Origin of the sequence: Streptomyces sp. NBC_00425 (genome assembly GCF_036030735.1) — a bacterium.
Taxonomy (GTDB): domain Bacteria; phylum Actinomycetota; class Actinomycetes; order Streptomycetales; family Streptomycetaceae; genus Streptomyces.
In genome coordinates this window covers 5089268-5101169 of the sequence record NZ_CP107928.1, presented here as the reverse complement: position 1 = coordinate 5101169, position 11902 = coordinate 5089268, and the positions used below count along the sequence as shown (strand labels likewise).

The window sequence follows — 11902 nt, the reverse complement described above, 5'->3', positions numbered from 1 at the left end:
TGGCGGCCCTCCGCAGCGGCACCACCGTCCGAAGGCTCGACCAACGCATCAGGCCCCATGCCATGCGCCCAACCTCGAGTTGGGCCCCGGCTGGGGCCTGCTTCGGTTTGGCGCACCAAGTGAAGCAGGCGGGTTTTCGGTCCCCTGTCACGGTGGCCGGGTCACTCGGTCGTCGGTGAGGGGGCCCCGGGGGAAGCGGGCTCGGCGGCAGGCATCGTGCCTTTCCGCACTGTCGGGAGCACGACTCGACGCGTCGCGCCGGGCACACGGCCCGGCCCGCCTTGCACAGGTACGGCTCCGGGGCCTGCCGCTGGTCCGGGCCACGGCCTGCTGCTGTCCGTCCGCCGCCCCGCGCGTCGGCAGAGGTGGGGCAGGAGGGTGTAGAAGCGATCGGGAAGGAACACGGCGTCCGCGACGATCATCGCACCGGAGAAGAGAGGCAGCCCCATCAGCACGGCGATGCCGATATGCATGCCCAGGAGCATGGCCAGAACGGGATACTTGAGCCTGCCGAAGAGCACGAACGGGAAGGCCACCTGTAGGAGCACGGTCATGTAGCCGAAGACGGCGACCACGAGCGTGTGCTCGTCGACGAAGGCCGAGATGGCGGGCCAGGGCTGGAACAGTTCGAGGTTCAGGACGTAGTGGAGCGCGGTGCCGCCGCCCCAGAAGGCTCCCTGGACCTTGTACAGGCCGGCTGATCCGTAGAGGAAGCAGACCTGCGCCGCGATGACGAACATGCCGCAGTTGTGCATCGCCGTGATCAAAGTGGTCCTGGCATCGCAAAGTTGCCGGGCGAAGGCACTCCCGACCGGTTCCGGCGCACTGCCCGTACGGGCCGCCTTCAGCATGCTTCTGCGTGCGTCCAGGGACCAGCGTCGGCCGCAGGCGGTGAGGACGAGGTAGAGGGACATCAGCAGGACCAGGTTGTCGCCCCCGTCCGTCATGAAGATCGCCCGGCCGTGGAACGAGGTCACCACGACTGCGAAGAGGACCGACAGGACACGGGTTCGCCAGCCCAGCATGAACAGTGCGGCCGTGACGAGCGCCAGCACGTAGCAGAGCTCGAAGTAGGCACGACTGTTTGACAGGGCCAGAACGCTGAACCAGCCCGTCTGCTCGAAGAGCTGGTGTGCCAGGGCGGGCGTCCATGCAGAACCCGGACCCCAGATCTCGTCCCGGTGCGGGAACTCGCGCAGCAGAAAGATCAGGTAGAGCAGTCCGTAGCCGATGCGCAGCACCGACGCCGCGTACAGGGACACCGGACGCCCGGTCAGGAGGTCCCACAGGCCGGTGATCCGGCCGGCGAGCCACCGGTCGACGCCGACGGACGCGGACCTCTGCGCCTCATTTTCCATGGCGGGTCACCTTCCACCAGGGCAGGAGCCGGTTCTCGGCCGGCGTCGGCGGGCGATTGCCGGCGGCGGGGCCGGGCGCGGGGATGGACAGTGCGACGACGCGGAGCTGGATGAAGTCGAAGGGTCCGTTCTCGCGGGCGGCGGCGCGGTCCGCGGCGATGTTGCTCAGGTACTTCTGCATCATCAGGGCACGTTCGGTGCGCGCGTTGTCGTCTCCTCCGTGAGAGTCGACGTAGCCGGCCCAGGCGCGGCGCAACATGTTCTGTGCCGTGTGGCTCGGGAACGGATCATGCACGACCGCGGAACGGTCCACGGCGGTCAGGTCGAACCAGGGACTCACCTCGACCGATCCGTCGGAGCCGGTGTGCGCGGTTCTCGCCAGAATCTGCCGGTTGACGGATTCGGGGTCCGGAGCGAAAAGCCGCCAATTCTGTTCGAAGAAGGGGTACACCCATGAATTGATCAGCGGACTGTACCGCTTGGAGATGGTGTTGGCCGGTGCCACGTGGAGAAACACGAGAAGCACGTGGAAGACACTCGCCATCAGGCACAGGACCACGGTGGCGCACAGTCCGCATTTCAGCACACGGGCGCCTCTCGGCAGCTTGGGCGGCGCAGCCGTCGCGTCAGGCCGTTCCTGCACGACCGGACCGGCTTCGGAGTGCTGGAATTCCTTCACATCCGCTGAGTCAATACCGCTCGACACCACGCACCCTGTCTTCCTCGTTTCAACGGCTGCGCACCTGCTCTCCGCGTCAGGGCCCCGACGGCGCGCGGCGGATTCGATGAGAATTCCGCCGCGCGCCGTCATCCGGTGAGCGGACCGACCGCAGTGCGCTGCCTAGCCCTCGTAACCCTGGGAGTGGTCGTCGCCCCCGTGGCTCTCGGGCACGTCTTCGTAGCCGAAGTTCTCGCCGGACTGCTTGCCGTGGTCGTCCTGGCCGTGGTCGTACTTGCCGTGGTCTTCCTGACCGTGGTCGTACTTGCCGTGGTCTTCCTGACCGTGGTCGTACTTGCCGTGGTCTTCCCGGCCGTGGTCGTACTTGCCGTGGTCTTCCCGGCCGTGGTCGTACTTGCCGTGGTCGGGCTTACCGGGGTGGATGTACTGCCCGAGGTCGAGCTTGCCGCCGTGATCATGCTTTCCGTTGCCACCGTGGCCCGGTCCGCCCTGTCCGCCTGGCCCATGGCCGTTCCCGCCGGGGCCGTTGCCACCGGTGGTGTTTCCGGCGCTGTTGCCTGCGGTGTTCCCGCCGGTGGTGTTCCCGGCGGTGTTGCCCGCGTTGTTCCCGGCGGTGTTGCCCGCGTTGTTCCCGGCGGTGTTGCCCGCGGTGTTTCCGGACGAGTTACCGGCGGTGTTTCCCGAGGTGCCGCCGGTCCCGACGATGGGCCCGCCCAGGACGCCACCGGTGACGAGGCCACCGCTGACGAGGCCGCCGCCGAGGAGTCCTCCACTGGTGGTCGTGCCGGTGGTGGTGCCGGTGGTCGTTCCCGTCGTCGTTCCACCAGTGGTGGAGGCCGCGCACCCGCCGAGGAAGATCCTGTTGTTGTTGAGGGTCACAGAACCCACTTGGGCCAGCAACCGGCCCTCGACGTTCGTTCCCTGGTTCACGGTGATCGAGTTCTCGGCCATGAGCGTGCCCACGAAGGCGGTGGTGACGCCGAGCGACGCGTCTTCGCCGATCTGCCAGAACACGTTGCACGCCGAAGCGCCGTTGGTGAGGAGAATCCGGCTGGAGGTTGCCGTCGTCAGGGACTCAGGAATCTGGAACACCCAGACCGCGTCGGAGCTGCCCTGACCGTCCAGGACCAGGTCGCCGGTGATGCCGACACCGGCTGTGGCGTGGTAGACGCCGGGCAGAAGCGCCGGACCTCCGCCGATTCCCGCCGGCAGCGCGAAGTCCACGGCCTGGCCGGCGGCGTTGTTGTACGCCACGAGCAGGTCCGCCTTGGCCTGGAGGGCCGCGGCGTCCGCAGGGTGGATGGCGCCTCCCACCTGGCCGGGGGGAAATCCGGTGATGGCCGGGTTCGGGTGCGTCCCGAGGTCGTGGGCGAGCACCGAGTTGCCGGTGTTGGTGACTCCCTGACCCGCCAGAACGGAGTAAGTGGCGGCGGTGCCCAGCGGTACGGGCAATGCGATCGCCGACGCGGCCGTCGGTGTCAGGAAGACCATCGCAGCGGAAACCGTCGCCGCGAGGGCGGAGGCCAGCAAGCCGGACAGAGTGCGGCGGTCAGCTGGTTTAGGGATCTTCAGCTTCATCAAAGCCATTTTCTGTGGGGGCCGTGGCGTACCGGGCCCTACCGATCACCCGGAAGCCTTTTCACTGCTGCCGCATATTACGCAGAAATATCCTTGCCCCGGCATCAACGAAACAGGGGAAGTTCTCTCTCATTCAAACAGCGGACAGTGCTGCATTAATACTCTGATTAACACTTCCGACTATGCGCAATACCCCTGAATACGTGGCGCCGTCGGCAACGCAATGACCCTCGCCGGGCGCCGCACTGAACGGTGTCGGTCAGCCGGGCCGCCGGACGGCGCCGGTCAGCCGCCGCAGAAACGCCTCCCGGCCCCGAGACCCTCGCCGGGCTGCACGCCCTGCCGGGAATGTCGACCTGCGTCTCGTCGCCCCGTCCCCGGGGCCGCCCGCCAGGTCGCCGAGGTTCTCCGTCGCTGCTTCGCGTGGTCCGAGCGGCGCAGCTGTCCCGTCGGCACGGTGGCCGGCGGAACCCGCGTGGCCGGGATCCTCGAGCCCCCCTACGACGTGGCCGGCGACAAGTTCGGGGCAGGGTCATCGATGAGCAGTTCGGCCCCGACCGCTTCGTCCCCGCTCAGATGATGATCCTGGACATCTCGAGCCCTCCTACGACGTGGCCGGCGACAAGTTCGGGGCAGGGTCATCGATGAGCAGTTCGGCCCCGACCGCTTCGTCCCCGCTCAGATGATGATCCTGGACATCACGACAGGCCGGCTGCAGTGGGCCAACGCCGGCCACCCGGCTCCGCTCCTGATCCGTGACCGCGTGGCGGTGGACCGGCTGGAGAGCCCGACCACGTTGCCGGTCGGCTTCGGCGGTGAGGAGCCGGTGGTCAGCGAGCGGATGCTGCAACCCGGGGACCGGTGAAACAGGAACGCGGCGGCACCACGACCGACGACGCGACGATCTTCCTCATCGAGTGGGCGAGGCGGCGACGCCGATCACCTCGCCACCCTCGATTGAGCCCGCCGACGACGCACCGGCTCCCTCGCCGAAGCCTGCCGCTGACCCGTGGTCCGTACCCGAGGTCGCTCAGGACGGGATCGGCGCGTCGACGTACGTCCTGGCGGTGTCGGTGATGAAGTCGCGGCTGCTGTCCGGGGTGAGGGCCTGCGCCTGGAGGTGGTCGTACATCACGTTGTAGTGCCGCACGTCGGACGGCTTCTCCAGGCAGAGATCGCTGGCGAACCGTTCCACGTGCACCACCCCCGCCTCGGGACTGTCGGCGAACCGCAGGATGGTGAACTGTCCTGACAGACCCGGATGAGCGCCGGCCGTGTAGGGAAGGACCTGCACCGTGATGTGCGGCTCCGCGCTGAGTGCCTTCAGGTGCTCCAGTTGTTCACGCATGACGTCCGGGCCGCCGACGACGCGGCGCAGAGCCGATTCGTCGATGATGACCCACAGGCGCAGCGGGCAGGCCAGGTCGTAGATCCGGTGCTGTCGGCGCAGCCGGACCTTGAGCTGCGTGGCGGCCTGTTCGGCAGTGAGCCGAGGGATGGTTTCCCCGATGACAGCCTGGGCGTAGCCAGGGGTCTGCAGCAGATCGGGCACCATCATGGGCGCGTGGATGTGCAGGGAAGCGGCGTCGGTCTCCAGGCCGATGTAGACGCTGCCGGAGAGCTCGCCGTAGGAGTGCCACCAGCCCCGCTCACCGGATTCCCTGGCCATCTCCATCAGGGAGTCGATGACTTGCTGGTCCGTCACTTCGTAGATCACGCACAGGTCGCGCACATCACGGGGGCTGATGGCGCGGTTGCCGTTCTCCAGATGACTGATCTTGGGCTGAGAGACCATGAGCCGCTCAGCCACTTCTGTGCTCTTCAACCCACTGAGCACGCGGAGCCGACGCAGCTCGGCGCCGAGACGGCGTCTCCTGACAGTGGGATTGGTCTTCGCCGCCACGCGCGGTGTACCTCCGGCTCCAAATGGGTGTGTCGGCAGGCAGGTTGTCATGGCACGAGGGCTGCCGATGATGCGCAATGCCGCTGTGATCGTCAGCGGCCGAAACGGACTCTTACGTTGGCAATTGCCATGGTGAAAGACCTCCCGCGGGCAAGCAACCGGCGTCCCCCCTGTCGGGGAGAAGGAACCCGAGAGCCGGGCTGCGAGAGCCGGAGCGGCATGTCAGGACGACCGAACCGAGGGGTCTGATCCGCCCCGCAGCCGGTTGCCGTCAAACACTGCCGTCAAGGCAAAAGCCAGAGGCCTCAAGGAATGATCCTTGGGGCCTCTGGTCAGCTGTGCACTCGGCAGGATTCGAACCTGCAACCTTCTGATCCGTAGTCAGATGCTCTATCCGTTAAGCTACGAGTGCTTGTTATTCGGTTTTTCTGTCTTCGCTTCCCGGCCCTTCCGGCCCGCTCGCGGCGACAGGAAGAACATTACATGACTGCCGCCGACATGTGAAATCCGTTAGTCGTACCCCTTGCGACCTGCGGAAACGGCCTGAACGGGCCCTGTGAACGAGGTCGGGAACGACGAAGCCCCGGTCGCGTGGACCGGGGCTTCGGTGATCGAGCGGAGGCGGAGGGATTTGAACCCTCGATGGGATGTAAGTCCCAAACCGCATTAGCAGTGCGGCGCCATAGACCGGACTAGGCGACGCCTCCAGCACAACCGCTCGCGTGCGTGCGAGTGGTGCGTGCAGATGATGACACAGTCGAGCACCGCGTCACCAATCGACGTCCACGGTACTAGGCAGTCGGGCCGCAGGGCAAAGCACTTCCCCGGCCGCAACGTCACCGACGGCGTGGCGTTAGTCCCGGCATGTTCCAGGTCACCCCGCTTCGACGCCTCGTCGTCACCGCCCTTGCCGTCTGCGCCGCCGTGATCGCCTCGTCGGCCGCAGGCCCCGTCAGCGCGTACGCCGCGCGTCCCGGGAGCGCCGGCACGACGGCGGGCGTCCCCGCCACGGCCGGCGGACGTGCCCCGCTCGCACCGCCGCCGGTCCGGGAGGAGGACCGGATGAGCGGCGATCACCTCATGGTCACCGTCCGGCACGCCGGCGGACGGACAGACGGGACGTTCGAGGTGTACTGCCACCCCGACCGCGGCAGCCACCCGGACCCGGTCGGCGCCTGCGGGACCGTGGACCGCAACACCCGGTGGGGCCGGGACGCCTTCGCGCCCGTCCCCGGGGGCGAGCTCTGCACGATGCGCTACGGCGGCCCGGCCACCGCCCATGTCACCGGCCGCTGGGCCGGACGTCCCGTCGACGCGACGTTCGACCGCAGCAACGGCTGCCAGATCGAGCGGTGGGACCGGTTCGTGCCGCTCCTCCCCGACCCGCGTCCGGCGTCGGCGGCCCCCGCCGGCTGACCGGAGGCGGCAGCCGCCCGTCAAGGCCGGCACGGCGGGAACGGCGGTCATGGCGGTCATGGCGGGCATGGCGGAAGCACCAGTTCCGTAAAGGTCGCGCGGAGGTCCCGCGAAGTCGAGGCGGCGCCGGGAGCGGGACTCGCAGCGTGCCGACGTGCGCGGGGACCGGTCAGGGCGGGCCAGGACATACGTTCTGGGGCACTTCGTCGTGCGAGCTCGCTCTCATCCGGCGTCATCGGCGGGACCCCAGCCCTTAGACTCCCTCGCGTGACACGCTGCGGACCGGTTGGCAATATGGCCCGAGCGGTCGGCAGAGTGCGGTAACAGGGAGGAAGCGACTCGTGAGCAGCAGGCCATCCCGAGGCGCTGCTCGCCTCGCAGCCATACTCGACGCGCTTCCCGACGCGTTGGTGCTGGTCAACGCCAACGGGACGGTCGTCAACGCGAACACCATCGCGCTCGAGGCCTTCGAGACGCCGGGTACGGCTCTGGTGGGGCGGGGGCTGCTCGATCTGCTGCCGCAGTTCGACTCCAAGCTCATCCCGGGGTCCATGCGGCGCCCCGACCACATGGACCCGCGCGGCCGGACCAAGCCGACCCGGATGATGGCCCGCCGCACCGACGGCACCGAGTTCCCGGTCGAGGTCACCAGCGCCAACCTGGAGAACGGCCAGCAGGCCTACGACGGCTACGGATACTCCTCCGCCTCCGACGAGCTGCTGATGCTCGTCGTGCGCGACCTCTCCGGCACCGTCGACACCGAGGCCGAGCTGGCGCGCTCGCAGCGGCAGACCGAGATGATCCTGAGGGCCGCGGCCGAGGGCGTCGTCGGCACCGACACCGACGGGCGGATCGTGCTCGTCAACCCGGCCGCCGCCCAGATACTGGGTTACCGGGCGAGCGATCTCGGCGGCAAGGAGCTGCACACCCTCGTGCTGCACTCGCGCGCAGACGGCTCGCCGTTCCCGTACGACGAGTCGCCGCTCGCCGACACGCTGCGCTCCGGGCGAAAGCACCGGGTGCGCGGCCAGGTGCTGTGGTCCAAGGGCGGTGACCGGGTCTCGGTCGACCTGACGACCGCGCCCGTACGCGACGGCGACCAACTCGTCGGCGCCGTCATGACCTTCACCGACCGTCGGCCCTACGACGCCCTGGCGGAGGAGAAGGAGTCCGTCGAGCAGCGGCACGCGAAGGAGCTGGAGAAACTCTCCGAGGAGCACGCCTCCGACCTCACCGCACTGCGCCAGCAGCACGTCGCCGAGCTCGAGGAGCTGCGCGAGGTGCACGAGGAGGAGATCGCGGCCGGCGAGGAGCGCTACGCCGCGCTCGGCGAGCGGGAGAAGGACCGGTACGAAGCGCTCGCCGGGCGGCACGAGCAGCTGCTCACCTTGCTCGGGGGTTCCCTGCGCGGACCGCTGGACGAGCTGCGCCGGGAGCTGGCCGCGCTCGCCGCGGACGACGCCGGACAGCTCTGGCCGGAGGCCAACCAGGTGCTGCACCACCTGTCCGCCGGCTATTCGCGGATCACCACGCTGATCGACAACGTGCTCGGATACCAGCGGCTCGACACCGGGGCGGAGACCGTCGTCCGGACGAAGGTGATGCTCGACGCGGTCGTCGCCGCGGGCGTCGAGGGCGCGGTGGAGCTCATCGGGCCCGGCCGGGTCCAGTTCGCCGTGCACGCACCGCCCATCGAGGCCGAGGTCGACGTCCGGCTCCTCGCGACCGCGCTCGCGCATCTCGTCGCGGACGTCGCCGGCGTCGACGCCACCGGCAACGCGCCCGTCTCGGCGGGCGGTTACATGGACAACACGGTCGTGGTGGCGGCCGCGCAGCGCGGCGAGGTCGTGCGCATCGAGGTGCGCGGACCGTACGCCGGCGGCGACCCCGTGCACGAGCCGATCGTGCGGGGGATCGTCCGGGCCCACGGTGGCGTGCTGCAGACGCACGAGGTGCCGGGCATGAGCGGCAGCGCGTACGTGCTCGAGGTGCCGTTGGGCGGTGGGGCGGGGGCCGTCGCGGCTCCACCGGCCGCCGCGCTGCCCGCCCTGCCGGTGGGCGACGGCGCCGTGCAGCACGACGGCCGGGAGGAGCAGGCTGCCGGTGGTCGGCGGCGTGCCCGGCGGTCCTCCGTGGACGCCTTCCTGGAGAGCGACGTCCCCGAGCCGGAGGGCGCGGCCGACTCCGACGCGTCGGTTCCGACCGGACGACGGCGCAGGCGCGGCGCGCCGGCCCTGGAGACGCCGGGCGAGTTGCCGCCGGCGGTGACCGAGGCCGAGGGGCCGGAGGGCTCCGGCGGCACCGGACGGCGGCGCGGGCGTTCCGCCGAGCTCGCCGTGGCGGGGGCCGACTCCGGCGTGAGCGAGGGCGCCGTCGTCATGGCCGCGGAGCACGCGTCGGGGACGGCGGCTTCGGGGACGGGACTCGGCGGCACCGTTCCGCCGCAGGGCGTACCGGCTCCGGACGGACGACGGGCCCTGCACGCGCCAGACGGTCAGCAGCCGCAGAACGCCCTGCCGCCCGCGCTGCCGGCCCTCGCGGGTCCGCCGGCCGAGGCGGCCCCCGGGGCCACCGGCGCACAGACGACCGGCGCGGACACGACGGGTACGGGTACGGGCTCACAGGGCGACGCCGAGGGGGAGGGCGGACAGCCGACCGGGCGCCGTCGGCGTGCCCTGGCCGCCGCGAACGAGCGTGCCGCCGCGCAGGAGGCGGGGCCCCGCACGGTCTTCGCCCTGCCGCCCGCGGAGGCGGACCGGACGACGGACGTTGCCGAGAACGTTCCCGGCACGGTTTCCGGCCCTGTTTCCGGCATGGACCCCGCTTCCGGCTCCGGCTCCGGCTCCGTTGCTGCTCCCGTTACCGGTCCGGTCGCTGGTCCCGTTTCCGGTGGTCCCGTTTCCGGTGTTTCCGGCACCGGCCTCGCCGACGGTTCCGGCATGCCGCCGCACGCGATCGGACCGGCTCAGGGGCAGGTGCAGGCCCAGGGACAAGGGCAGGCCCAGGGACAAGGGCAGGCCCAGATCCCGGTCCAGGCACAGACCCAGCCGGCTGGGCCCGTCCCGGTACCGGTGCCGGGCGTGATGCAGGCTCCGGGCATGGTCCAGGCGCCCGGGCAGGCGCCGCCGGTCGCGCAGGCCCCGGTTCCGGCGCAGGCCCAGGCGCCCGCGCCGGGTTCCGGTCCCTTCGGGGACTCCGGCGCCGACCACGGACGTCACGACGCCGTACCGCACGACCAGGCCGACGACCACACCCCGCCCCAGCCGCACCCGACCAGCGCGCCCACCGGCCGCCGGCGACGGGCCGTCGGCCAGCCCGCGGAAGCCGTCCCGGCCCAGCTCCAGATCCCACCGCAGGCCCAAGCGCAGGCCCAGGCGCAGGGTGTGCAGGCCGCTCCCGTCGCGCAGCCGGCGCCCGGGCAGGGGTTGCCGCTGCCCGCCGAAGCGCCTGCCACGGCGTCCCCGGCCGTGCCGGTCATGTCGACCCCCGGCACCGGCACCCCGCTTCCGCCCGAAGCCGTCGTCGGACAGCCACGGGCGGCGCAGCCGTTGCCCGCCGAGGCCGCCGCGGCTGCCGCCGCCGCGCCCATCGACCCCAACTCGACACAGGGCCGGGCCATCAGCGTGCGGACGCTGGGGCAAGGTGTGCCCTTCACCCGGCAGGCCGCCCAGGTGCAGCAGGTCCAGCACGCCCACCAGGCCCAGCCGGCGCAGCGCCTCCAGCCCGGCCTGCCGTCCCCCCAGCCGACCGCCACCCCCGCCCCGCACACTCCGGGCGGGTCCGGTCGGCGCCGCAAGCTGGGGACTCCGCCCGACCCGGCGACCCGTCCGGAGCAGACGGCCCGGCCGCACCCGTCGGCCGAGCAGGGTGCCGTCCCGCAGCCCGGCGTTCCGCAGAGCGCCGTTCCGCAGCCCGGTCTGCCGCAGGCCATGGGGGCTCCGGCTCCGCATGCCGTCGCGGCGCCCGTGCCCTCGCCGGCGCCCGCTCCCGTCCCGCCGGCGCAGCCGTCCCAGCAGCCCCAGCCGTCCCAGCAGCCGCAGCCGTCACTCGCGGGTCAGTCACGGCTCGTGGCCGGTGGCACGGGCACGGAGGGGGCCGGACGGTCGTACGCCATAGGAGCCCCGGACGAGAACGCCGCCGAGGGACCCGAACCGCTGGACGGGCCCGGCGGGGCCGTCGAGGTGGCGGATCCGCCGCGACCGCAGCCGCTGGACGACGAGTTGCCGCCGGAACCGCTGGACAACCCGCGTCGGCTGCTGGTGTGGCCGGCTCCCGACGTCAGCACACAGCAGGAGCTCAGCGACCGCGGCTACCGTCCGGTCATCGTGCACTCGCGCGAGGAGGTCGACGCGCAGATCGCCGCGTTCCCCGCGGCGCTGTTCGTGGACCCGCTGACCGGGCCGATCACCCGCACCGCGCTGCAGTCGCTGCGGACCGCCGCCGTCGCCGCCGAGGTGCCGGTGCTGGTCACGGCCGGGCTCGGGCAGGCGACGCGCGAGGCGGCGTACGGCGCCGACCCCGCCGTCCTGCTGAAGGCGCTCGCGCCGCGCGACAGCGAGCAGCATCCGCCGCGGGTGCTGCTCATCGAGGAGCACGCCGAGATCGCCCTCGCGCTGACCTCGACGCTGGAGCGGCGCGGAATGCAGGTGGCGCGCGCGGCGAGCGACGCGGACGCCGTCGCGCTCGCCGGACAGCTGCGGCCGAACCTGGTGGTGATGGACCTGATGCAGGTGCATCGTCGGCAGGCCGGGATCCTGGACTGGCTGCGGGCGAACGGTCAGCTCAACCGCACCCCGCTCGTCGTCTACACAGCGGCTGTCGACCAGGCGGACCTGCCGCGGCTCGCGTCGGGGGAGACGGTCCTCTTCCTCGCCGAGCGGTCGACCAGCCCGGAGGTGCAGACCAGGATCGTGGACCTGCTGGCCCGGATCGGCACGAACTAGCCAGGACCGGTCCGGCCTCTCTCGT

6 protein-coding genes, 2 tRNA genes and 1 pseudogene are annotated in these 11902 nt (G+C 70.9%); 3 read left to right on the top strand and 6 right to left on the bottom strand.

The features are described 5' to 3' along the window. Positions 1 to 161: 161 nt before the first annotated feature. The 3 genes from OHS82_RS21960 to OHS82_RS21950 form a co-directional block, all read right to left on the bottom strand. Complete coding sequence (locus OHS82_RS21960; RefSeq protein WP_328434330.1) at positions 162 to 1358, bottom strand: HTTM domain-containing protein; 1197 nt, start codon at positions 1356 to 1358, stop codon at positions 162 to 164. Next, entirely contained in the window at positions 1348 to 2037 is a 690-nt protein-coding gene (locus OHS82_RS21955; RefSeq protein WP_057576423.1) for a DUF5819 family protein, read from the bottom strand. Before OHS82_RS21955 ends, OHS82_RS21960 begins: the two co-directional genes overlap by 11 nt. 162 nt (positions 2038 to 2199) lie before the next feature. Further along, a complete protein-coding gene (locus OHS82_RS21950; RefSeq protein ID WP_328434329.1) occupies positions 2200 to 3615 on the bottom strand; it encodes an ice-binding family protein in 1416 nt (471 codons plus the stop codon). Positions 3616 to 4255: 640 nt separating this feature from the next. On the opposite strand from OHS82_RS21950, the pseudogene OHS82_RS21945 reads away from it, so the two are divergent. Continuing rightward, a pseudogene (locus OHS82_RS21945) lies at positions 4256 to 4576 on the top strand (SpoIIE family protein phosphatase); the annotation flags it as partial. Positions 4577 to 4645: 69 nt separating this feature from the next. Here the strand turns inward: OHS82_RS21945 and OHS82_RS21940 are convergent. From OHS82_RS21940 to OHS82_RS21930, 3 genes are all read right to left on the bottom strand, one after another. Next, the gene (locus OHS82_RS21940; RefSeq protein WP_057576430.1) at positions 4646 to 5518 is read right to left on the bottom strand and encodes a helix-turn-helix domain-containing protein; all 873 of its coding nucleotides are present in this window, start codon (positions 5516 to 5518) and stop codon (positions 4646 to 4648) included. A gap of 339 nt (positions 5519 to 5857) precedes the next feature. Further along, positions 5858 to 5930, bottom strand: a tRNA-Arg gene (locus OHS82_RS21935). Positions 5931 to 6134: 204 nt separating this feature from the next. After that, a tRNA-Ser gene (locus tag OHS82_RS21930) sits at positions 6135 to 6225 on the bottom strand. A 157-nt stretch (positions 6226 to 6382) separates the two neighbouring features. On the opposite strand from OHS82_RS21930, the gene OHS82_RS21925 reads away from it, so the two are divergent. Together OHS82_RS21925 and OHS82_RS21920 are read left to right on the top strand one after the other, a co-directional pair. Continuing rightward, complete coding sequence (locus tag OHS82_RS21925) at positions 6383 to 6934, top strand: SSI family serine proteinase inhibitor (protein ID WP_057576432.1); 552 nt, start codon at positions 6383 to 6385, stop codon at positions 6932 to 6934. Between the two features lie 341 nt (positions 6935 to 7275). Beyond that, positions 7276 to 11877, top strand: coding sequence for a PAS domain-containing protein (locus tag OHS82_RS21920; RefSeq protein ID WP_328434328.1), 4602 nt, complete (start codon positions 7276 to 7278; stop codon positions 11875 to 11877). Positions 11878 to 11902: the final 25 nt, after the last annotated feature.